Source organism: Mycobacterium colombiense CECT 3035 (genome assembly GCF_002105755.1).
Classification (GTDB): Bacteria; Actinomycetota; Actinomycetes; order Mycobacteriales; family Mycobacteriaceae; genus Mycobacterium; species Mycobacterium colombiense.
Genome location: NZ_CP020821.1, coordinates 415,297 through 436,265 on the forward strand (window position 1 = coordinate 415,297; position 20,969 = coordinate 436,265).

The 20,969-nt window shown below is 68.7% G+C and carries 27 protein-coding genes and 2 pseudogenes; 17 read left to right on the top strand and 12 right to left on the bottom strand.

All coding sequences use genetic code 11. The features are described from left to right. The first annotated feature begins 48 nt into the window (after window positions 1-48). Window positions 49-1,140: a permease gene (locus B9D87_RS02185; protein ID WP_007774649.1), complete on the top strand. Its 1,092-nt coding sequence runs from the start codon at window positions 49-51 to the stop codon at window positions 1,138-1,140. A 40-nt stretch (window positions 1,141-1,180) separates the two neighbouring features. Then, window positions 1,181-1,969, top strand: a complete 789-nt coding sequence (locus tag B9D87_RS02190; RefSeq protein WP_007774648.1) for an IclR family transcriptional regulator — start codon at window positions 1,181-1,183, stop codon at window positions 1,967-1,969. Here the strand turns inward: B9D87_RS02190 and phtC are convergent. Genes phtC through B9D87_RS02215 form a run of 5 tightly spaced genes read right to left on the bottom strand, consistent with a single transcriptional unit; the run spans window position 1,957 to window position 5,621 of the window. Then, on the bottom strand, window positions 1,957-2,688 hold the full coding sequence (gene phtC / locus B9D87_RS02195; RefSeq protein ID WP_007774646.1) for a 3,4-dihydroxyphthalate decarboxylase: 732 nt from the start codon (window positions 2,686-2,688) through the stop codon (window positions 1,957-1,959). The genes B9D87_RS02190 and phtC overlap by 13 nt on opposite strands. Next, window positions 2,685-3,476: a 3-(cis-5,6-dihydroxycyclohexa-1,3-dien-1-yl)propanoate dehydrogenase gene (gene hcaB, locus B9D87_RS02200; RefSeq protein ID WP_007774644.1), complete on the bottom strand. Its 792-nt coding sequence runs from the start codon at window positions 3,474-3,476 to the stop codon at window positions 2,685-2,687. Before hcaB ends, phtC begins: the two co-directional genes overlap by 4 nt. Further along, the gene (locus tag B9D87_RS02205) at window positions 3,473-3,739 is read right to left on the bottom strand and encodes a hypothetical protein (RefSeq protein WP_007774641.1); all 267 of its coding nucleotides are present in this window, start codon (window positions 3,737-3,739) and stop codon (window positions 3,473-3,475) included. Before B9D87_RS02205 ends, hcaB begins: the two co-directional genes overlap by 4 nt. Then, entirely contained in the window at window positions 3,736-4,275 is a 540-nt protein-coding gene (locus B9D87_RS02210; protein WP_007774638.1) for a 3-phenylpropionate/cinnamic acid dioxygenase subunit beta, read from the bottom strand. Before B9D87_RS02210 ends, B9D87_RS02205 begins: the two co-directional genes overlap by 4 nt. Next, window positions 4,272-5,621 carry an aromatic-ring-hydroxylating dioxygenase subunit alpha gene (locus B9D87_RS02215; protein ID WP_007774637.1) on the bottom strand — a complete coding sequence of 450 codons (1,350 nt, stop codon included), beginning with the start codon at window positions 5,619-5,621 and terminating at the stop codon, window positions 4,272-4,274. Before B9D87_RS02215 ends, B9D87_RS02210 begins: the two co-directional genes overlap by 4 nt. 284 nt (window positions 5,622-5,905) lie before the next feature. Between B9D87_RS02215 and B9D87_RS02220 the strand changes: the two genes are divergently transcribed. The 5 genes from B9D87_RS02220 to B9D87_RS02240 are packed head-to-tail and all read left to right on the top strand — an operon-like array spanning window position 5,906 to window position 9,963. Then, window positions 5,906-6,877: a Rieske (2Fe-2S) protein gene (locus tag B9D87_RS02220; RefSeq protein ID WP_007774635.1), complete on the top strand. Its 972-nt coding sequence runs from the start codon at window positions 5,906-5,908 to the stop codon at window positions 6,875-6,877. Then, window positions 6,874-7,359, top strand: coding sequence for a hemerythrin domain-containing protein (locus B9D87_RS02225; protein ID WP_007774632.1), 486 nt, complete (start codon window positions 6,874-6,876; stop codon window positions 7,357-7,359). Before B9D87_RS02220 ends, B9D87_RS02225 begins: the two co-directional genes overlap by 4 nt. A 60-nt stretch (window positions 7,360-7,419) precedes the next feature. Then, on the top strand, window positions 7,420-8,187 hold the full coding sequence (pcaH, locus tag B9D87_RS02230) for a protocatechuate 3,4-dioxygenase subunit beta (protein WP_007774628.1): 768 nt from the start codon (window positions 7,420-7,422) through the stop codon (window positions 8,185-8,187). Further along, window positions 8,180-8,737, top strand: coding sequence for a protocatechuate 3,4-dioxygenase subunit alpha (gene pcaG / locus B9D87_RS02235; protein WP_007774624.1), 558 nt, complete (start codon window positions 8,180-8,182; stop codon window positions 8,735-8,737). The genes pcaH and pcaG overlap by 8 nt, the downstream gene beginning before the upstream one ends. Continuing rightward, window positions 8,734-9,963, top strand: a complete 1,230-nt coding sequence (locus B9D87_RS02240; protein ID WP_007774621.1) for a lyase family protein — start codon at window positions 8,734-8,736, stop codon at window positions 9,961-9,963. The genes pcaG and B9D87_RS02240 overlap by 4 nt, the downstream gene beginning before the upstream one ends. Here the strand turns inward: B9D87_RS02240 and B9D87_RS02245 are convergent. The 5 genes and pseudogenes from B9D87_RS02245 to B9D87_RS02265 all read right to left on the bottom strand — a co-directional run bounded on the left by B9D87_RS02245 (window position 9,951) and on the right by B9D87_RS02265 (window position 12,666). Beyond that, window positions 9,951-10,596 (bottom strand): annotated as a pseudogene (locus tag B9D87_RS02245) (TetR/AcrR family transcriptional regulator). The gene B9D87_RS02240 and the pseudogene B9D87_RS02245 overlap by 13 nt on opposite strands. A 101-nt stretch (window positions 10,597-10,697) precedes the next feature. After that, on the bottom strand, window positions 10,698-10,961 hold the full coding sequence (locus B9D87_RS02250) for an Rv2628 protein family (protein ID WP_007774608.1): 264 nt from the start codon (window positions 10,959-10,961) through the stop codon (window positions 10,698-10,700). Between the two features lie 179 nt (window positions 10,962-11,140). Continuing rightward, window positions 11,141-11,350, bottom strand: coding sequence for a hypothetical protein (locus tag B9D87_RS02255; RefSeq protein ID WP_174320969.1), 210 nt, complete (start codon window positions 11,348-11,350; stop codon window positions 11,141-11,143). A 165-nt stretch (window positions 11,351-11,515) separates the two neighbouring features. After that, window positions 11,516-12,355: a methyltransferase domain-containing protein gene (locus B9D87_RS02260; RefSeq protein ID WP_007774605.1), complete on the bottom strand. Its 840-nt coding sequence runs from the start codon at window positions 12,353-12,355 to the stop codon at window positions 11,516-11,518. Then, complete coding sequence (locus B9D87_RS02265; RefSeq protein ID WP_007774603.1) at window positions 12,355-12,666, bottom strand: DUF2249 domain-containing protein; 312 nt, start codon at window positions 12,664-12,666, stop codon at window positions 12,355-12,357. The genes B9D87_RS02260 and B9D87_RS02265 overlap by 1 nt, the downstream gene beginning before the upstream one ends. A 56-nt stretch (window positions 12,667-12,722) precedes the next feature. On the opposite strand from B9D87_RS02265, the gene fdxA reads away from it, so the two are divergent. The 5 genes and pseudogenes from fdxA to B9D87_RS02290 all read left to right on the top strand — a co-directional run bounded on the left by fdxA (window position 12,723) and on the right by B9D87_RS02290 (window position 15,580). Continuing rightward, window positions 12,723-13,079, top strand: a complete 357-nt coding sequence (fdxA, locus tag B9D87_RS02270) for a ferredoxin (RefSeq protein ID WP_007774601.1) — start codon at window positions 12,723-12,725, stop codon at window positions 13,077-13,079. A 29-nt stretch (window positions 13,080-13,108) separates the two neighbouring features. Beyond that, window positions 13,109-13,790, top strand: a pseudogene (locus B9D87_RS02275) (helix-turn-helix transcriptional regulator); the annotation flags it as partial. Window positions 13,791-13,797: 7 nt separating this feature from the next. Beyond that, a complete protein-coding gene (locus B9D87_RS02280; RefSeq protein WP_007774595.1) occupies window positions 13,798-14,223 on the top strand; it encodes a hypothetical protein in 426 nt (141 codons plus the stop codon). Window positions 14,224-14,273: 50 nt separating this feature from the next. Then, window positions 14,274-14,618, top strand: coding sequence for a cupin domain-containing protein (locus B9D87_RS02285; RefSeq protein ID WP_007774592.1), 345 nt, complete (start codon window positions 14,274-14,276; stop codon window positions 14,616-14,618). A gap of 5 nt (window positions 14,619-14,623) precedes the next feature. Beyond that, on the top strand, window positions 14,624-15,580 hold the full coding sequence (locus tag B9D87_RS02290; protein ID WP_007774590.1) for an NAD(P)H-dependent flavin oxidoreductase: 957 nt from the start codon (window positions 14,624-14,626) through the stop codon (window positions 15,578-15,580). Here B9D87_RS02290 and B9D87_RS02295 read toward each other — a convergent pair. Further along, window positions 15,561-16,259, bottom strand: coding sequence for a helix-turn-helix transcriptional regulator (locus B9D87_RS02295; protein ID WP_007774588.1), 699 nt, complete (start codon window positions 16,257-16,259; stop codon window positions 15,561-15,563). The two genes, B9D87_RS02290 and B9D87_RS02295, sit on opposite strands and share 20 nt — an antisense overlap. Before the next feature lie 91 nt (window positions 16,260-16,350). Here B9D87_RS02295 and B9D87_RS02300 point away from each other — a divergent pair, with 91 nt between their 5' ends. Then, complete coding sequence (locus tag B9D87_RS02300; RefSeq protein WP_007774587.1) at window positions 16,351-16,806, top strand: Rv2617c family stress response/phage resistance protein; 456 nt, start codon at window positions 16,351-16,353, stop codon at window positions 16,804-16,806. Between the two features lie 3 nt (window positions 16,807-16,809). Here B9D87_RS02300 and B9D87_RS02305 read toward each other — a convergent pair whose 3' ends face one another. Beyond that, complete coding sequence (locus B9D87_RS02305) at window positions 16,810-17,310, bottom strand: DUF1990 domain-containing protein (protein ID WP_007774585.1); 501 nt, start codon at window positions 17,308-17,310, stop codon at window positions 16,810-16,812. 57 nt (window positions 17,311-17,367) lie between these two features. On the opposite strand from B9D87_RS02305, the gene B9D87_RS02310 reads away from it, so the two are divergent. The 4 genes from B9D87_RS02310 to B9D87_RS02325 all read left to right on the top strand — a co-directional run bounded on the left by B9D87_RS02310 (window position 17,368) and on the right by B9D87_RS02325 (window position 20,958). Continuing rightward, on the top strand, window positions 17,368-18,252 hold the full coding sequence (locus B9D87_RS02310; protein WP_007774583.1) for an aldo/keto reductase: 885 nt from the start codon (window positions 17,368-17,370) through the stop codon (window positions 18,250-18,252). Window positions 18,253-18,291: 39 nt separating this feature from the next. Beyond that, complete coding sequence (locus tag B9D87_RS02315; protein ID WP_007774581.1) at window positions 18,292-18,915, top strand: PaaI family thioesterase; 624 nt, start codon at window positions 18,292-18,294, stop codon at window positions 18,913-18,915. A gap of 71 nt (window positions 18,916-18,986) precedes the next feature. Further along, on the top strand, window positions 18,987-19,703 hold the full coding sequence (locus B9D87_RS02320; protein WP_007774578.1) for a trimeric intracellular cation channel family protein: 717 nt from the start codon (window positions 18,987-18,989) through the stop codon (window positions 19,701-19,703). After that, a complete protein-coding gene (locus tag B9D87_RS02325) occupies window positions 19,693-20,958 on the top strand; it encodes an amidohydrolase (protein ID WP_007774574.1) in 1,266 nt (421 codons plus the stop codon). The genes B9D87_RS02320 and B9D87_RS02325 overlap by 11 nt, the downstream gene beginning before the upstream one ends. Window positions 20,959-20,969: the final 11 nt, after the last annotated feature.

Below are 20,969 nucleotides of genomic sequence, written 5' to 3' on the forward strand. Positions count from 1 at the left end.
GCCACCCGGGGCGCGCCGCGGGCCGGCTTTGGTCTAGCGTCATGGACCATGGCGAAGCCATTGCCGGTCAAGGCAATTGGGGCGTTGCAACGCGCGGACGTCGCATGGGGTGTGTTGGCCGCATCGGCGGTGTTCGTGATCGGACTGCTCTGGGCCAAGTGGACGCCGTATGTGACCAAGGCCATGAGCGCCGGGCGCACCCATCATTGGTCCGCCCGCAACATCTTGTCCGTGGGTTCGGTGCACGCCGGCGACAGCCCTTCGTGGCATGCCGCCGCGACGTTCTTCCACGCGTACTGGTCATCGATCTGGCCGGCCCTCGTGGTGGCGTTGCTGATCAGCGCGTCGGTGCAGGCGCTGTTGCCGAGCTCATGGCTGCCGCGGGCCCTGAACCGTCGCCATCCGATCGCGAGCGCGCTGGCCGGCGGGGTCGCCGGCATGCCGTCGATGATGTGCACGTGCTGCGCCGCGCCGGTCGCCGTGACGTTGCGCCGCAACGGCGTCGCTTCCCCCGCGGCCGTCGCGTACTGGCTGGGCAATCCGTTGCTGAATCCGGCGGTGATCGTCTTCCTGTCCTTCGTCGCCCCCTGGCAGTGGACGCTGACCAGAGTGGTCGTCGGTCTGGCCACGGTGCTTGCGGTCGCGGGGGCGGTGGCGCTGGTGACTCCCGCGGACGGCGGCCCGGCCCCGGCGGCCGCGGCGATCGATGCGCCCGGTGCGGGCGAGCCGGTGGGGAGACGGTGCCGGTTCGGGCGAGCGCTGCTGGGCCTGTGCGTGTTCTTGTTGCCCGAGTACGCGATCCTGGTGCTGCTGGTGGGCGCGTGTCGCGGCTGGCTGCTCACCCTCGTTCAGCCGGTGCACCACGGCCTGCTGCAGGGCCTCGTCATGGTGGTGCTCGCCGCGATCGTCGGCACTCTGCTCGTCATTCCCACGGCCGGCGAAATCCCCGTCCTACAGGGCCTGGCCGTGCTCGGGGCCTCGTCGGGGATGCTCGGCGCGCTGTTGATTACCCTTCCCGCCGTCAGCATCCCGGGCGCGGCGATGGTCGCCCGCAGCTTCGGCGGGAAGGCCGTCGCGGCCAGCACCGGCGTCGTGATGGCCGCGGGATTGCTGGGCGCGATCATGCTGAGCCTGCTCTAACCGGGGCAATTTTTCACGGAGCCGCGAGTACCGTCATGTCATGCAGAAAAAGCGCGAGCCCGTCGCCGATTCGCTTGCGCCGCAGTATCCGATCGAGTCGGTCGACAACGCGCTCAAGCTGTTGCTGCTGTTGGGTGAACAACCCCAGATCCGGTTGAGCGAGGCGACGCGCTACCTGGGCGTCGCGTCGTCGACCGCGCATCGCTTGCTGGCGATGCTGGCCTACCGCGGGTTCGTCCGCCAGGACCCGGTGTCCAAGGCCTATCTGCCCGGTCCCTCGTTGACCGGGGTGGCGTTCGCCATCTTCGGCCGCATCGACATCGCGCGATCCGCCGCGCCCGTCATGCGCAGCCTCAGCGAACAGCTGCGCGAAACGGTGCACGTCGGCATGCTCGACGGCGCCACGGTCCGATTCGTCGCCGCCGTGGAGGGGCCCGCGGCCGTGCGGGTGGCCTCGCGGCTGGGCCGCGCGATGCCGGCCCACTGCACCTCGACGGGCAAGGTCATGCTGGCCCAGTTGCCGGAACCGGAACTGCACGCGCTGCTGCCGCGCGAGCAACTGGAGCGCATCACCTCGCATTCGATCGGCAGCCGCACCGAGTTGGAAGCCGAGCTCGCCGGCATCCGCGAACGCGGCTACGCCACCAACTCCGAGGAGAGCGAGGAAGGCGTCGCGTCGGTCGCCGTGCCGATCCCGACCCGCGCGCCCGGGCTGCGGCTCGCGCTCAACGCCGCCGCGCCGCTGAACCGGCTGGCGGCCTCGCGGTATCCGGTGGTGGCCGCCGCACTTGTGGCCGCCGCCAAGGAGATTGGCGATCAGCTCTCGTAGCGTTCGGTGAGCCGTGCCACCTCGTGCCGCCAGGCCGCCTCGGCGGTGAAGGAAAACCCCAGGTCCGGCAGGTCATCCCAGTCCGCGTCGTCGATGGCGCGCAGCGTGCCACCGGCCGCGCGCACCCGCAACGACATCCGGGCCAGGGCGTCGAGGCTGATCGCCTGCAGCACCGCCTGCTGCACGGTGGCGGCGGCGCTGGTGATCCCGTGTCCGCGGCAGATCACCACCGGCCGGCCGCGCATCGCGGCCACCATTTCCCTGCCCAGCCGCGAATTCCGGATCAGCACCGCGCGTTCGTAGACGGGCACCCCACCGCGTGCCAGCCAGGCGCCGGGAATGTCGTAGGCGCCGTAGATCGGCCGGATCGTGATGCCCGCCAGATCGGCGGCGACCACGTCCGGCGGATGCAGGTGCGCGACGGCGACGTGTCCCGGGTCGGCCTGCATGGTCTCGACGTGGATCGGCAGTTCGTTGGGAACGCGGTACCCGTCGAGTTCGCCTGGGGCACCGGCGGTCCCGTCGAATCTGATCAGCCGGATGTCGCCGGGCCGGGTGAATGCCACCCCGGTGTCGGCCTCGCCTCGGCAGCGCACCAGCAGGCGCTCGTCATCGACCCGCAGGCTCAGGTGGCCGAGGATGCCGTCGACCAGCCCGCGGGCCGCCGCGACGCGGCAGCCCTGCGCCACCAGCGCGCGCCGCTGATCCAGGCCGGTCATCGCGGGGCCAGCCCGAATCCGCCGTCGGGCCGGACGGTTTCGCCGGTGATCCCGCGGCTGCGCTCGGACGCCAGGAACACGTAACTCCACGCGTGGTCCTCGCCGGTGAGCGCGACGCGCAGGGGAGTGCGTGCCGCTATCTCGCTCGCCCGGTCGGGGCTGTCGTCCAGCCGGGTCGCGTCCAGCCCCAGGCTGGACAGGCCGCGCAGGTCGGTGTTCAGCGTGCCGCCGGGCGCCACCCCATTGACCCGGATGTCGGGCGCCAGTTCGTGCGCCAAGGCCGAAACAAGGCCGCGCACCGCGAATTTCGATGACACGTAGAGCACGCCGCCGCGCCCGGGATAGAACGACGACGCGGACTCGGTCAGCACGATCGAGGAACCGCTCCCGCGTCGCAGCGCCGCCATCGCGGCCTTGACCGACTGCAGATGGCTCAGCACGTTGGTGCGAAACATCTCGTCGAACGCATCGGGGAGAGCGTCGGCCTCGATGTCGCCCAGCCCCCGGTAGAAGTCGAAGACCCCGACACAGTTGACCAGCGTGTCCAGCCCGCCGAAGGCGTCGGCCGCCGCGGCGACGGCGCGGTCGTTGGCCTCGCGGGTGGTGGCGTCACCCTCGACCACCGGCACCTGCGGCAACTGCTGGCGCAACGCGTCGCACTTCTGCGGATCACGTTCCAGCACAGCGACATTCGCTCCCTCTGCGGCGAACGCCGCCAGCACGGCGCGGCCGATCCCCGAACCGGCGCCCACGACCAGGGCGCGTTTGCCCTCCAGCCAGCCGGTCACGGCTGGGCTTCGCTCTCGTCGGGCAGCAGCGGCGCATGCGAATTGCCGACCATGGCGGCCAGCGTACGGGGGTTCTGCCAGGTCAATGCCTCGACCTCCAGCGCGTCGAGGGTGATCCACTGCCCGGATCTGGGCGCGCTGATCAACAGCCGCGATCCGTTGCGGGTGTCCACCCGGCGCACCACGACCTCGGTGAATTCGTTTGCGACGCTGAGCGCTTCACCGACCGCGCCGTCGAGCAGCCGCTGCAGTTCATCGTTCACAGGAACACCGCCAGGTTCTGCATCCGCAGCACCGACTCGTCGGGGATGATCGTGCGGCGGGCCAGCTTCCAGCGGCCATCGCAGCGGCGCAGCACGTCGCGGCGCCCGCACGACATCAGGGCGCTGTCGTTGACGTCACCCCTGCTGCGGAACAGCAGCTCGGCGGATTCGACCGCCAGGTGGGCCTCGTCGTCGCCGGGAAAGGTGCGCACGTTGGTGATGAAATGCCGCAGCCGCGACGGGGGGTCCTCGGCCCACACGTGCTCGGTGCCCATCCGCGCGACCCGCTGGGACAGCGAGTATTTGTCCTCGTCGAAATGGTCCATGCCGGGCCCCCTTTCCGGTGACGCGTCGAAGCCCGCACCGCGCGCGGTCGTGACGCGCACCGGCATGGTGTAACGCACGTCGTCGGTCAGCGTGTCCAGCCACGCCTCATACTCCTGGGCGTCGAGCAGGTACGCCTCGTCCACCAGGAACTGATGCGCTTCCAGGTGACGAGTGTCGCTGAAAGGCAGGCACGGCAACGGCTTTCTCATGCGGGCGCCCCTTGCAGGTAGTCGGCCCACATGTTCAGCAGCGTGCGCTGGTTGTGCTCGTTGTAGCCGACCTGCGCGCGCCCGGGGCCGTGGAAAGCGTTGGGGGACAACGCCTCGATGACGGGACGGTCGTCGGCGAGCAGGCCCATCCTGCTGTTCAGCAGCAGCCGTCGCGCCATGGAACCGCCCGCGGTGGTGGTCAGCGACACCCAGTTCTCCACGTCGTCCTGCTCGAACATGCCGGTGGAACCGAAGCACATCAAATAGGCCTTGTACGAGTCTTGTTTGTACTGTTCGGGAGCCGCGGAGTCCACCGCGAACCACGAACACACCTCGGTCTCGTTCTCGCTGATCGGCTGCCACAACCGGATGGAGATGAACGGCAGCACCTCGTCGTCGTGACCGTCGCGCACCTTGGGCCAGTTGTGCACGAAGCTCAGGTTCGGAAAGCACGTCGCGGCCGAGATCATGAATCCGTCCTCGCCGACCACCCGTTGCTGTTGCGGTGTCCAGGAGTCTTTGATCCGGCCGATCATGTCGTCGGGGTAGCCGACGTAGCGCATCCTCTCCTCGAAGCCGCCCGGCGGGAGCTTGTAGGTGGTTCCACCGCCGCGGTGTGCCCAATAGGTGGCACCGTCCTTGCGCTTCTGGGCCTTCGGCTCGCGGAACAGCCCGATGTCGACGATCGACGCGTGGGTGTGCGGGGTGTGGTACATGTCGCCGGCGAAGTTCTCCGCGCCGATCTTCCAGTTCGCCCTGATCCGCCAGCGCTGCGGCCCGCGCACCTGGATACCGCCGGCGCTTTGCTTCGTGTAGTAGTCCAGATAGAACCTGAAGTCGCCCAGGAACTCTTCCAGCGGTTCGGCTTTCGGATCCAGGCTGATGAACATCAGGCCGTTGTAGCTTGCGAAATTCGGTGCGGGCAGCAGGGTTTGGTCCTTGGCGAACCCCTCGTCGCCGCCGTAGGCCTCCCGGTGGAACGGCAATCCGGTGAGCCGGCCGTCGTTGCGGTAGGTCCAGCCGTGATACGGGCAGCGGAAGTTGGAGGCGTTTCCCATCTCGGCGCGACAGACCTGCATTCCGCGATGCAGACACATATTGAACAGAGCCCGCACGGTGCCCCGCGAATCGCGGGTGATGATGAACGAGTCGTCGAGCACGCGGCGCACCACGTAGTCGCCGTCCTGGCCGATCTCGGACTCGTGTCCCACGAACGTCCACGCGCGGCTGAACAGCCGCTGCTTCTCCAGCGCGAACAGTTCGGCGTCGTTGTAGATGTGTGCGGGGATCAGTCCCCGGCGCACGTTCGCGAAGACCTCGGCGAATTCGCCGCGCTGGTCTGCCATGGCCCCTCTGTGATTTCTCTGTCTAACAGAATAATTCTCCGCTCAGTAGAATCTCGCAGTCTCGGGCGCCGGTCAATCACCGTATGGCGCCCACCGCCAGGTTTCTACAAGAATGCTTGGCGCTAATTCACAGGTTGCACGCAATTAAATGGCGGAAGCCCGCGGCTACGGTGGGTCACGACAGCCGTTCCATGCATGTGTGCGCGGCGTAAACAAGGGGTAAACGTTCGGTTCTGCGGTCGTAGCCGTGGATTTTCCACTGATCTGAGGAAGGAACTGGTGCCATGGTGGGTCGGCCACGAGCGGGTCGATTGCAGCAGGTCGGATCGAAGGTTCTGGCCGCTATCGGGCGCCAGGAGTGGATAGATCGGCCGAGTTATCGGTTCGAACACCTGCTCAGCTTCGCCTACAACGGGCTCGGCGGCGCCCGCAACACCGTCGCCAACGCGCTCAACGGCGTCTGGCTCGGTCACCCGGTCCACCCGCCGCTGGCGTCGCTGACGAGTGGTGCGCTCGGGACGACGGTGGCGCTCGACGCGCTGAGCATCCTGCCCGGACAGCCGGCCTCCGAGGTCGTCGATGCGTCGCGATTCGCGTCGCGCGCGCTGGGGGTGGGCATCTTGGCGAGCCTCGGCTCGGCCGTCACCGGCGTCACCGACTGGCAGCACACCCACGAGGAGGACCGCCGGATCGGCGCGGTGCACGGCCTGGTGAACGTCGCCGCCACCGCGCTGTACATGCAGTCGTGGTGGGACCGGCGCAAGGGGCGCCACGGTCGCGGCATCCTGCTCACCGCCCTCGGTTACGGCATCACGGTGGCCGGCAGCTACCTCGGTGGCGCGCTGGTCTTCGAGTCCGGGATCGGTATCGACCAGTCCGGTCCGCGGCTGCGCACCTCCACCTGGACTCCGGTGCTGCCCGCAAGTTCGTTGAACGGCAAGCCGGTACGGGTCGAGGTCGACGGCGTGGGCCTGGTCGTCTGCCAGACCAAGCCCGGCGAGGTCGCGGCGTACGGGGAATTCTGCCCCCATCTGGCCGCGCCGATGGCCGACGGCTGGATGGACCGGGGCCGGCTGGTGTGCCCCTGGCACGGTTCATGGTTCGCCGCCGAGTCCGGCGAAGTTGTGCGCGGTCCGGCAGCAGCGCCGCTGCCGTGCTACGAGGCCCGATTGGTCGACGGAGTGGTCGAAGTCCGCGGCGAGCAGCAGCCCGCTCCCGGCGGCGCGGTAGGAATCGCAAAAGGAGGAGCCAATTGAACGCCTATGACGTGCTCAAGGATCACCACGTCGTGATCAAGGGCCTGGGTCGCAAGATCAGTGAGGCGCCGGTGAATTCCGAAGAGCGCCATGCCCTTTTCGACGAAATGCTGATCGAGCTCGACATCCACTTCCGCATCGAGGACGACCTGTACTACCCGGCGCTCAAGGCTGCTAGCAAGCTGATCGCGGTCGCCCACGCCGAGCACCGCCAGGTGGTCGACCAGCTCTCCGTGCTGCTGAGGACGCCGCAGAGCGCGCCCGGCTACGAGGACGAGTGGAACTCGTTCAAGACCGTGCTGGAGGCGCACGCCGACGAAGAGGAGCGCGACATGATTCCCGCTCCGCCGGAGGTGAAGATCACCGACGCCGAGCTCGAGGAGCTGGGCAACAAGATGGCCGCCAGGATGGAGCAATACCGCGGCTCGGCCACCTACAAGATGCGCACCAAGGGGCGAGCGGCGCTGGTGCGCTCTCTCTGACCCCGACGACACCGCCGGCTTGCGGGATTCGGTGGGCCACCGAGAGTAGCCTCACGGCACATGAACGCCGAGCGTGTCGCTTCTCAGGGTGACATCACGGCGGAGATCGCCCGCATCGCAGCGCAATACCAGGGCGGGGGAGCCGCGCACGTCGGGCAGCCGCGGCTCGACTATCCCCCGTACCGCAGCACGATCCTGCGCCACCCGAAGCAACCGCTCGTCGTCGTCGACCCCGAGGGCGTCGAACGCTGGGCGCCGTGCTTCGGCCACCAGGACGTCGACCCGCTCGACGCCGACCTGACGTCCGGACATCCGGGCGAGCCGATCGGGGAACGCGTCGTGGTGAGCGGGCGCGTCCTCGACGAGGCCGGCCGGCCGGTGGCGGGCCAGCTGGTGGAGATCTGGCAAGCCAACGCCGGCGGGCGCTACCGCCACCAGCGCGACCAGCACCCCGCGCCGCTCGACCCGAACTTCACCGGCGCGGGCCGCTGCCTGACCGGGCCGGACGGCACCTACCGCTTCCTGACCATCAAGCCCGGCCCCTACCCGTGGCGCAATCACCACAATGCGTGGCGCCCGGCGCACATCCATTTCTCGGTGTTCGGAACGGCTTTCACCCAGCGCCTGGTCACCCAGATGTACTTCCCGGGCGACCCGATGTTCGAGTTGGACCCGATCTTTCAGGCCATCCTCGATCCCGCCGCGCGCCGACGGCTGATCGCCCGCTACGACCACGACCTCACCGAGCCGGAGTACGCGACCGGGTACCGGTGGGACATCGTGCTGGCCGGCGGCGCGGCAACCCCGACCGAGGCCGAACGTGACTGAATCGGCCTGCACGCCAGGGCAAACCGTCGGCCCCTTCCTCGACCTGGGACTGCCGTATCCTGGTGACAACCTGCTGGTGGACGACGGCCATCCGCGGGCCATCCGGCTACACGGCACCGTGTACGACGGCGCCGGCGACGCCGTCCCGGACGCCCTGGTGGAACTGTGGCAGCCCGACGGCGCGGGAAACGTTCCGCGGCAAGCCGGTTCGCTGCGCCGTGGATCCCACTTCACCGGCTGGGGGCGCTGCGCGACCGACGCCGCCGGCCGCTACTCCTTCACCACCCTGGCACCCGGATCGGCGACCGGCGGGCGCCCGCCGTTCTTCGCGCTCACCGTGTTCGCCCGCGGGCTGCTGAACCGGCTGTTCACCCGCGCCTATCTGCCCGGCGCCGGGGCGCACGCCGACCCGCTGCTGGCGGCGTCCGGCGAGCGCCGGTCCACATTGTTCTGCGTCGACGAAAACGACGGCGCCGCTTACCGTTTCGACATTCACCTGCAGGGGCCGACCGAGACCGTGTTCCTGGCCTACTCCGAAGGCGCGCGATGAGCAACCTGTTGTGGCCCGGAGACCATCGTGCCGGCGAGCACATGACCGATGAGGCGATGCTGGAATCGATGGTCGCGACGGAATGCTCGTGGCTGGACGCGCTGGTGGCCGGCGGACTCGCGCCCGCCGAGTGCGCCCAAGCGGACCTGTGGAATCTGCTGACGCACACCGACCGCGAGTCGCTGGCGGTGAGCGCCGAAGACGGTGGCAACCCGGTCATCCCCCTGGTCAGGCTGCTGCGACAGCGCGCCGAGCCGGCCATCGCGCCCTGGATCCACCGCGGGCTCACCAGCCAGGACGTCCTGGACACCAGCCTGATGCTGGCCGTGCGCGGGATCGCCGACGAAGTGACATTCCAGCTGAGACGCCAGATTTCCACACTGAGTGAACTCGCCACCCGGCACCGGGGCACACCGATGCCGGCCCGCACCCTGACCCAGCACGCCGCACCCACCACCTTCGGGCTCAAGGCCGCGGGATGGCTGAACGGGATCGTCGACGCGTTCGAGCGTATGACCGCGCTGACCACGCCGATCCAAATCGGCGGCGCCGCAGGCACGTTGGCCGCAACGACGGAGTTGGCCGTATTGCTCACCGGGGCGGACGACCCGGCCGGCGTCTCGTTACAGCTGATGCGAAGTGCCGCAACAACATTAGGCCTGCACGAAAGGCTCCCGTGGCACACCGCCCGCGCGCCCGTCACGGCGGTCGCCGACGCCTTCGTCGGCTGCACCGACGCCTGGGGGCGCGTCGCCTCCGACATCGTCACCCTGGCCCGCCCGGAGATCGCCGAGCTCGGCGAGCCGGCGGCCGCCCACCGGGGCGGCTCGTCGTCGATACCGCACAAGCGAAACCCGGTGCTGTCCATCCTGATCCGCCGCGCGGCCATCGCCGCGCCGCCGCTGGCCGCGACGCTGCACACGGCGGCGGCGCTGGCCGACGACGAGCGCCCCGACGGGGCGTGGCACGCCGAATGGGACACGCTGCGGCAGCTGGCCCGTCGCACCCTGGTCGCGGGATCCCAAAGCGGCGAGCTGCTCGCCGGGTTGAGCGTGCACACCCAGCGGATGGCCGAAAACCTGAATGCCGCAGACCTGTCGGGGGAGCAGCGCGCGATCGCCGAGCTGGTGGGCAAGGAGCCGTCGCCGAGCTACTTCGGCGCCGCCGAGCGGTTGATCGACGAGAGCCTGGGCCGCGCGGGGCGGGCGCTCGGTCAGCGCTGGTAGATGCTGGCCAGCCAGATGTGCAGCAGCGTGTCGATCACCCGGTCTTCGGGTATCGCCTGGTCCTCGGCGGTGAACGTCGCGGCCATCATCCGCTCGCTGAGCATGTTGAGCGCCACGGACAGCTCGGCGGCCGGGATGGTGTCGGGGGCAGCGCCGCGACCGCGTTCGGCCTTGATCGCGATGGTGGTGTAGGAGATCCACTTGCCCATGAGCGCGGACCAGAGCTGGCGCACCTCGGGGTTGGTCGCTTTGGCCGCGGCCCCGCGACGGCGACCGCCCGGTGCGATCCGGACACCTCGAAGAACGATTCGATGCGGGCCCGCCAAATCGCCTCAGGATCACCGGAAGACACGACGTCGAGCGCCCGAGCGCGGCCTGCGCCTTGCTGTTCATCTGGTCCAGCAGCGACAGCAGCACCGCGTTCTTCGACCGGAAATAGAAGTAGAAGGTGGGCCGCGATATCCCGGCGCCTTTTGCTAGGTCGTCGACGGAAAAGTCGGCCAGCGGCCTTTCCTGCAGCAGTCGCTCGGCGGTGGCGAGTATCGCCTGCTCGCGGTCGTCGCCGGGGTAGTGCGACGCCCGCCGGCCCCTCGAGGCCTGCGGATACTTTGTTTGTGTCGGGAGGTCGGACACGCCCGTTACTGTTGGGCACGTCGATATACGTCAACAAAACTGTCGATGAAAACCAGCAATAATGTCGATTAAGAACCGCGCTTTGCTGGACGACAAGTTGACTAGTCGGCCACCGCGATCTCGATGGACAGGCACTCGCTCAGCGCGTGTGCGGCCGCCCAGTCGCCGCCGCAGACGGCGCGCTCGAGTTCGTCGACCAACGGGCTGTCGGCACCGAGGTCGGCCAGCCACGCCGCAACCGTCGCCGTGATCTGGTGTGCGGGGACACGAGCGATCTGTCCTTTGTGGAGGCGGTCGGTCAGCTGGTAGATCGTGGCCGTCGGCCTGCGCTGCGGCCAATGAACCGTCCATTTCGGTGAATTCATCGTCCCCTCCCCGCTAGCTTCGACGACTCAGCCGACCCCGGCCGTGCGCTCAGCTCTAGGGCACAATAGTACGTCTGTACCAATGCGCCGGTCGGTATTTTCGCCGTGCGAAATCCGGATTTTTTGAGGTTTTCGGTCATCGGATCGCCTACCTGGTCCTACGGAAGAAATCGGGCCCGTCATTGCCGCGCCAGCGTGGCGCGGCCGCGGGCCATGATGCGTTCCAAGACGGTGTGGGACAGGTCGCCGTCGTTGGCCACCCTGGCGAGTCCGCGCCGCCGCAGAAACATGTCGAGCCGTCGATCCGGTGACCAATCGGCGTAGATGGACCCGAGGTAGTGCGACTGCAGAAAGTCCGACGCCAACGCGTCGAGGTCGGACTCCGTCAACAACGGTGGGGTAGCACCCATAACCGGCAAGCTCCTTTGTTCTCCCCGCAACTGCCGCAGCCAAGTTTTGTCAGGGGGCGTAACCAAACCGTCACGCAGAGATTGCGGAACGGCCCCAAACTCGGCCGGGGTGCAAACGCGAAGGTCGAAGCGTTGCAGCGGTTGTCAGGCGGTCTGCGCTGCCGCCGGTTTGTGGGCGACGATGGCGACGGCGGCCAACCGCTTGCGATGTTTGTGGAACGTGCGGCGCATGGTCAGGACCCGCTTGCGGGCGTCGCGGTGCACGAGCACGTTCCTGGCGAATCGCAGCGCGCCGAGTAGCCCCTCGTCGGATACCAGCCGGCGCGGCTGCAGTAGCGCCATGGGGGCGGTCGCGACCCGGTCGACCACCAATCCGTGCTCGGCGAGCAGGTTCGACCACTCCGCGACCGTCAACGGGCGCGCGTTCACCTTGATCGCCCGGGCGAGCGCCTGCCGGATGTCGGTGCTGATGTCCTCCGGCACGTCGTCCGGGGTAAGGGCGAGCTCGTGGATGGCGTAGCGGCCGCCCGGCCGCAACACCCGCGCCGCCTCGGCGACGATGGCCGCCTTGGCCGCCTCGCCCTGCATGCTCAGCATCGCCTCTCCGATGACGACATCGCTGCTGGCGTCCGGCAATCCGGTCGCCGCGGCGTCCGCGACCCGGACGGCCGCGTTCTGCGCACCCAGGTCGCTCAGCACCCCCCGCACCACGTTTGCCGCGTCCGGGTCGCCCTCGGCGCCGACGTACGACCGCGGGCCTTGGGCCACGATCTCGGTGGCGGTACGGCCCAGGCCGGGTGCCAGCTCGACGACGTCGGCCCCGCTCAGCTTGGCGTGCGCCAGCAGGGTGCGGGTCAGCTCGACACCGCCGGGGCGTAGCACGCGCTTGCCGAGCCGCGCCAGCAGCCAATGGCCGGCGACCGCGTCGTCGGCGCGGCTCGAGGACGGTAGCGGAAGTTCGGCACCTGCTCGTTGTCCTGGCATCAGATCTCCTGCCGCGCAGAGCTTTCCAGTGGTTCCAGGGCCAGCTCGAGGTGTCCGGTGTGGCGCACCGGGGGCGGGGTGTCGACGAGTTTACCGATCCGGATCCGCCAGACCGTCGGGCCTTTGTCGAGGTACTCCCACTCGTAGCCGCCCGGGTAGTCGGATTCGAATTCGTCGTGCAGGTGCTTGGGGTCGTGGTTGTTGACCAGAACGAACGATTCGCCGACCTGCAGCGCGGCGTAGGTCGCGAAGATCGTCGGGTGCTTGTCCGGCTTGCGCAGCTGGCGTACGTCAAGTTCGTTGGCGGCCATGGGTTCTCCGACCTTTGCTCTAGTTTTTACAAGTAACGTTGTGTAAACTCTAGCGCATGACCTACGTGATCGGGAAGCCATGCATCGATGTGATGGACCGCGCTTGCGTCGACGAGTGCCCGGTGGATTGCATTTACGAAGGCGGCCGGGCGCTCTACATTCATCCCGACGAATGCGTCGATTGCGGCGCGTGCGAACCGGTATGTCCGGTGGAGGCGATTTACTACGAAGATGACCTGCCTGAGGATCTCAAACCCTACCTGGCCGACAATGAGGCGTTCTTCACTGAAACGCTGCCGGGTCGCGACGCGCCCCTGGGGTCCCCGGGTGGGGCCGGAAAGCTCGGGCCGCTCGGTGTCGACACACCGCTGGTGGCGGGCCAGCCCAGTGCCACCCACTCGGACGGGGCGTGACGGACTAGAAACGGGAGGGGCCCTGTGAAATCCGACAATTCCCAGAAGTCGCAGGACTCGTCAATCGGGGAATCGGCCGGCCGGCGGCGCGCCGTGATGCGGCTGTTGCGGGCCTCGCCGGATCCGATGAGCATCGCCGGAATCGCCGACGTGCTGGGCGTGCACCCCAACACCGTCCGCTTCCACCTCGACAGCCTGGTCGCCGACGGGCAGGTGGAGAATGTCGAACTCGATCGGAAGGGCCCGGGGCGTCCACCGTTGATGTTCCGCGCGGTCCGGCAGATGGATCGCGGCGGGCCGCGGCACTACCGGCTGCTGGCCGAGATTTTGGCGACGGCCCTCGCCACCGAGCGCGATCCCGGCCCCAAGGCCCTGGCCGCCGGCCGCGCCTGGGGGCAGAAGATGGATGCCGAACTGCACCCGCTGCCCAAGGACGCCGACGGCGCCGAAGAGGCCATCGCCCGATTGATCGACGTGCTCGATGAACTCGGCTTCGCGCCGGAGCGCCGGGTGAGCGACGGCGAGCAGCAGGTCGGCCTGCGGCACTGCCCGTTTCTGGAATTGGCCGAGAACTCCTCGAGCGTCGTCTGCCCGGTGCACCTGGGCCTCATGCAAGGGGCCATGGAAACCTGGGGCGCGCCGGTGTCGGTGGACCGGCTCGACCCGTTCGTCGAGCCGGACATGTGTCTGGCTCACCTGACACTGCAGGGGCCGCCAAATGAGCACCGGCACAGCGATTGCCGTCGCGCTGACCTTCATCTGGCTCGGCATGGTGCTGGCGATCTCGTTCCTGGAAGCCCCGCTGAAATTCCGGGCACCCAACGTGACGTTGCAGGTCGGGCTCGGCATCGGGCGGCTGGTCTTTCGCGCGCTCAACACCGTCGAGGTGGTTTTCGCCCTCGTCATCGGGGCCATTGTGGTGGCCGGCCCGACCCCGGCGGGCGTCGTGGTGGCGATCGCCGTCGCCGTGGCCGCACTGGCCGTCCAGCTGGTCGCGGTGCGTCCCGCACTGACCCGTCGCGCCGACAAGGTGCTCGCGGGATCGGACGGGCCGCGCTCGCGCGCCCACTACGCCTACGTCGCCCTCGAGACGGTCAAAGTCATCGGCCTCGTCGTGGCGGGGATACTCCTATTGAGCGGTTAAGTCCCAACCTCGAGGCCCGTGCAGGCCTTGCAACCCCGAAGGACTCACTTATGGAATCCATCTCGCTGACCGACCTCTCGTCCGAGAAGATCGCCGAAGCCAAGCAATCGCACAGCGGACGGGCCGCCCACACCATTCACGGGGGTCACACGCACGAGCTTCGCCAGACGGTGCTTGCGCTGCTGGCCGGTCACGACCTGTCCGAACACGACAGCCCGGGTGAGGCGACGCTGCAGGTGCTGCAGGGCCACGTGCGCCTGACGACCGGCGGCGACGCCTGGGACGGCAAGGCCGGTGAATACGTCGCGATTCCGCCCGAACGTCACGCCCTGCACGCGGTCGAGGACTCGGTGGTCCTGCTCACCGTGCTGAAGAGCCAGCCCGGGGCTCACTAGCGGAAATGCTGTCCACGCCCTGGTCAACGAATTTCGGTCTGCGGGTCCCCATCGTCAACGCCCCGATGGGCGGGGTCGCCGGCGGCCGCCTGGCCGCGGCGGTCACCGCGGCCGGTGGCCTCGGCATGGTCGGCATGGGCAGCGTCGCGACCAGGGAGTTGCTCGCCGAGCAGCTACGCCACGTCGACGGGCGGTTCGGCATCGGCATGGTCGACTGGGTGATGCGCAATGAGGCCGGACTGCTCGAGGACGCGCTGGCCGCACGGCCCGCCCTGTTGTCGGTGAGCTTCGGCACCGAATGGTCGTGGGTCGCCAAGGCTCACGACGCCGGAATCCCTACCGTCACACAGGTTTACGACAGCGACGGGGCCCGCCGGGCCGTCGACGCCGGCGTCGACATCCTGGTCGCGCGCGGGTCCGAGGGCGGCGGCCACGGCGAGGACAAGCTCGGGCTGCTGCCGCTGCTGGACGCCGTGCTGGACGCCGTCTCCGTCCCGGTGCTGGCCGGCGGCGGTGTCGCCTCGGCGCGCAGCCTGGCCGCCGTGCTGGCCGCCGGTGCCGGCGGCGCGTGGGTGGGCACCCGGCTGTCGGCATGTCCGGAGGCGCTGACCGGTGACGCCGGCCGCCGGGCCCTGGTCACGGCGACCGAAACCGACACGGCGGTCACCCGGGTGTTCGACGTCGCCAAGGGGCTGCCCTGGCCGGCGCGGTTCCCGTCGCGGGTGTTGGCCAACGATTTCGTCGAGCACTGGACCGGCCACGAGGAGGCGCTGGACGCGAGGGCCTGCGACGAGTTGGCCGCGGCCGTCGCCGCCGGGGACTGCCGGATCGCGCCGGTGGACGCCGGGCAGGGCGTCGGGATGATCCGCACTGAAGCGTCGGTGGCCGAGGTGATCGGCGAGATGTGCACGGGCGCCGACGAATTGCTGTCCCGCTGGGGGTCTACCGGCGACCGGGCGTGAGCACGACGCAACACCGCTCCGGGCCGGGGCAGAGTCGGACGTCGGGCCCGTGCGGTGCGAGCGCGTCGGCCACACCGGTGATCAGCGCGTGGTTCATGGTGCAGGCCAGCTCGGTCTGCTCCTGCGCCAGCGCGTGGAACGGGCAGTTGGCGAGCTCGACCTCGCTCTCGGAGAAGCGCGGCTCGTAGCCGTACCGGCGTAGCAGGCGGATCGCGCGCTGCATCGCCGCCCCGGCATCCGTCGGGGGCGCCGACCCCGCGGCCATGGCGCGGCCGTACTCGCGGGCCACGCGGTTCAGCACCTCGGCAACCGGCTCGCCGGTACCGGCCGAGCGTGCGATGGCGGTCGCCATCAAGCGTCCGGCCAATTCGTACTCGCGCTGGGGGAGGCTGACCGCGATGTCGCGGCCCGCCCGGCGATACAGCTTGGAGGTGCGCCCGGCGCCGGGGCCGGACCGGCCGGTCAGGCGCGCGTACTCGGATTCCAGCAGCCCCTCGGCCGTGAGCCGGTCCAGGTGGAACTTGGCCTGGTGGTGGGGGATGCCGACGGCGTCGGCCGCCTGGTCACGGCTCACCAGTCCCGGCTGGGAGCAGACGAACCGATAGAGCTGTCGGCGCACCGGATCGGCGAGCGCGCCAATGCCTGCGGCGTCGCGCTCCAAGGCGTCCGCGTCGTCCATCCGACCACCGTTTCTAACAGACAAAATGCTTGACGCTACAGTCTACCCAATCTAACGTTCAAACTATTATCTGTTAGAAATGGAGGCTCCCATGAGCACCAAGCAAGTCACCGCGGCCCCCGCCCTGGCCGACCAGCTGAGGGACCCGGGCTACTCGGCATACGTCGCGCTGCGCACCGTGTTCACCATCGCGCCCATCGTTTTCGGGCTGGACAAGTTCTTCAATCTGCTCACCCACCCGCACCACTGGAGCATGTATCTGGCGGGATGGATCAACGATCTGGTGCCCGGGACGGCCGACCAGTGCATGTACCTGGTCGGCATCATCGAGATCGTGGCCGGCGTGCTGGTCGCGGTGGCCCCGCGCTGGGGCGCCTGGGTGGTCGCGGCGTGGCTGGCCGGCATCATCATCGATCTGGTCACCGGGCCGGGCTTCTACGATGTCGCGCTGCGCGACTTCGGTTTGCTCGTCGGCGCCGTCGCGCTGGCCCGGCTGGCGCAGGGCGTGCACAACGGCACCGTCGGGGGCGGCCTCGCGGCGCGTTAGCGGTCAGACCGCGCGCAGGTAGCGCTTGGCGATCAGGCGCTGACCCACCTTCACCACCGGCCCGCCGGCCTTGCTCCACCAGGTCGCGGGCCGGGAGAAGGCGGACACCTCCGCGTACACCGCGTCGGACACCGGGTCGCGACGAACCACGAACCGTTCCTCGCCTGATTCCGGATGGCCCGGCAGAGTCCCGTAGCCGAAGCCGCGGATGTCGGGTTCGTCGACGACGTAGACGACGCGACACGGCGCAGGCAGAAAGCCCATCTTCACCACCACCACCGCGTCGACGACGGCGATCTCGGAACTGGCCTGCACCCGCAGCCCGGACCCGCGCTGCATGCCCCAGCGCATGACAGCGGCCGCCGCCTGCTCGAAACGCCGCTCGCCCGTGCCGATTTGGCGCTCGGCGTGTTGATGGTCGTAGCCGGCGGGCAGTTCGCCGGAAGCCGTCGCCCCCACTTCGGCGTAGGTCAGGGGGAGTTCCTCGAGCGCTCGTAGGTCCACGTGCCCAGCTTGCCACGCCGGGATGCGCGGCCGCAGGTGGCGCGTACGGTCGTAGAAGTGACCGCAGAAAACTCGAAAACCGTTGCAGGGGCCGCCGGAACCTTCACCTTCGGCGGCGACCTGACCGTCAACCGACTCGGCTTCGGCGCCATGCGCCTCACGGCGAAAGGCGTGTGGGGCCCGCCCGACGACCGCGCCGAATGCGTCCGGGTGCTGCGCCGGGCCGTCGAACTCGGCGTGAACTTCATCGACACCGCCGACTCCTATGGCCCGTACGTGTCCGAGGACATCATCCGCGAGGCGCTGCATCCCTATGACGGCCTGGTGATCGCGACCAAGGCGGGGCTGCTGCGCACCGGCCCGGACGTCTGGATTCCGTTGGGCAATCCGAACTACCTGCGCCAGGAATGCGAGATGAGCCTGCGCCGGCTGGGCGTGGACACCATCGACCTCTTCCAGCTGCACCGCATCGACTCGAACTTCCCGTTGGAAGATCAGGTGGGCGAGCTGCTCACCCTCAAGAACGAGGGCAAGATCCGCCACATCGGCCTGTCCGAGATCGACGTCGACCAGCTGAACGCCGCGCTGCGCATCACCGAGATCGTGTCGGTGCAGAACATGTACAACCTGACGTCCCGCGGCGCCGAGCCGCTGCTGGACGCCGCGACCCGACAGGGCATCGGGTTCATCCCGTGGTTCCCGCTGGCCGCCGGGCCGCTGGCCGCACCCGACGGCCCGCTGCAGCGCATCGCCGCCGAGCACGACGCGTCGCCGTCGCAGTTGGCGCTGGCGTGGTTGCTGAAGCGCTCGCCGGCGATGGTGCCGATCCCGGGCACGTCCAAGGTCGCGCACCTGGAGGAAAACGTCGCCGCCGCCCAGATCGAACTGTCCGACGACGAATTCGACACGTTGGCGGCCGCCGGCGCGCAGCAGCCCGTCTAACCACCACGCGAAACCCCGTCCGCCGGGCAATACGGTGTTGTGGTGGCCGAACATCAGCGACACCCCGGCGGCGGGTTCAACCCACCGGACCCGACGACCAAGGGCGGGCCCGACTACGGCCGGTTCATCGACGCCGTGCGCGCGTTGCAGGACCACGCCCGGGCCGCCGACGCGCCCGACGAGGTGATCACCGAGGCGGCTGACCTGCTGGAGAAGGTGTCGGCGCTGCTGGCGCCGTTCGACGCCGACGAGTGGGCGTCTCCGTCGGGCCGGCGGATGGACCTGCCGATGCGCGGCAACATCCTGACCATCCCGATGTCGGCCCACAAGGGTGAGGACGGCCGGGTCCACGGCCAGGCCCGCTTCGCCCGGTTCCACCTGGGCCGCAACGGCGCCGTGCACGGCGGCGCGCTGGGGATGCTGTTCGACTCCATCCTCGGGCTGTCGGCGTCGGTGCTCACCGGCAACCCGCGCCAGCGCACCGCGTACCTCAAGATCGACTACCGGCACATCGTCCCGGTGGAGAAGGAACTGCAGTTCGACGCGGGCGTCGACCGGGTGGACGGGCGCAAGATCTTCGTATCGGGCCGGCTGACCGACGGCGATCAGTTGCTGACCGAAGCCGACGCACTGTTCGTACGGCTCAAACCTGGTCAGCCCTGAGCGCGGTCGGCACGTCTGGGTACCCGTAGACGACACAACTGCGGGACCACGCGGTAGAGGGGGATGGCGGTGTGGCGATCGCCGAACTGACAGTGACGGACTTGTTCCGCGCGGTGGACCTGACCGGCGTGTTCGGCAACGCGCTGTTGGGTGGTGTGGTCGCCCGCAGGGAAGAATTGGATGCCGTCGGTTTCGCCGCGCTCGCGGTGTTGTCGGGCCTGGGCGGCGGCATCATCCGCGACACCTTGCTCCAGCGCGGGACCCCTGTCGCTCTTACCGACTTCGCCTACTTGCTGACGGCGCTGGCGGGAGCGGCGATAGCGTTCGTGTTCCGAGTCGATGGCCGAGTGTGGAATTGGGTATGGCCGATCGTGGACGCGCTGGCGCTGGGATGCTGGGCCGCGACAGGTGCCCACAAGACGCTCGCCTTAGGACTCGGCTGGTTGGCCGCGCTGCTGTTGGGCACGATCTCGGCAGTGGGCGGTGGCGCGACGCGCGACATCGTGATGCGGCGGGTGCCCGGAATCTTCGGCGGCAACACCCTTTACGCCACTTGCGCGCTGGCTGCGAGTGGTGTGCTGGTGCTCTTTCACTATCAAAACCACCCAACGCCAGGGTTATTGGTGGCAGCACTGACCGGAGCGGCATTGTGCTGGCTGGCCCAGCGGCGCGGTTGGATGTTGCCCGCCGCCGACGCATGGTCGCCCGCAAGGTTTTTCTCCGGGCGTCGGTCGCGGCGGCGGATACGCAAGACCCACAACCCGAAGGACGTGAACGATGACCTCTGAGATGCCTTCTGCACTGGTGCTCGAGAACCTGGCCGATGTCCGAGGCTGGCAGGAGACCTTGTACCGCGACCTGCATCAGCATCCGGAACTGTCGCACCAAGAACACAGGACTGCGGCAGCGGTGGCTTATCGGTTACGGGGCTTCGATTACGACGTACACGAGGGCATCGGAGGCACCGGAGTCGTCGGGATCTTGCGCAACGGCGACGGTCCGACCGTGCTGCTTCGCGCCGATATGGACGCGCTGCCTGTGCGGGAAGGCACCGGCCTCCCGTACGCCAGCCGCGTCACCACCACCGATACGTCCGGCAACCAAGTCCCGGTGATGCACGCCTGCGGACACGACGTCCATGTGACCTGTCTGCTGGGCGCCGCTGCACTGCTCGCTGACGCGCGGGCGCACTGGCAAGGCACCATGGTCGCGTTGTTTCAGCCCGCCGAGGAACTCGGCGATGGCGCACGACGCATGGTGGCCGACGGACTCGCGAAGCTCGTCGGCCACGTCGACGCCGCCCTGGCGCAGCATGTCCTTCCATTTCCTGCCGGCCAGGTCTGCACGCGATCGGGTCCCGTCCTTGCGAGTGCCGACAGCATGCGGATCACCGTGTACGGCCGTGGTGGACACGGATCGATGCCGCAAGCGACCGTCGATCCCGTGGTGCTTGCCGCCATGATCGTGATCCGACTGCAGACCGTGGTCTCCCGCGAGGTCGCACCCACTGAACCCGTGGTGTTGACGATCGGCAGGATCGAGTCGGGAGCCAAGAGCAACATCATCGGCGACCGTGCGGTCTTGGAACTGAATCTGCGGACCTACAGTGAGCAGAGCAGGGACAGGGTCCTCGATGCGATCCGCCGTATCGTCACCGCCGAATGCGAGGCTTCTGGGTCCCCTGCGCAGCCCGACTTCGAGCTCTTCGAGCATTTCCCGGCGACCGAGAACGATCCAACGGTCACCGAGCGTGTGCGCGCGGCGTTCGACAACTTCTTCGGTGATCGGGCACGAGACCTTCCGCTGCAGACCGCGAGCGAGGACTTCAGCGACATTCCCGACGCGCTCGGTGTTCCGTACAGCTATTGGGGCGTCGGCGGAATCGATCCCGACAGCTATCGACAAGCCGACTCAGCAGGCCGGCTGGCCGAGGACATCCCCGTCAACCACGCCCCGACGTTTGCCCCGGTCATCCAACCCACCCTCGACACCGGCACTCAGGCGCTGACGATCGCGGCGCTCGCCTGGTTGGCAAGATCCTAGGATCCGCCCGC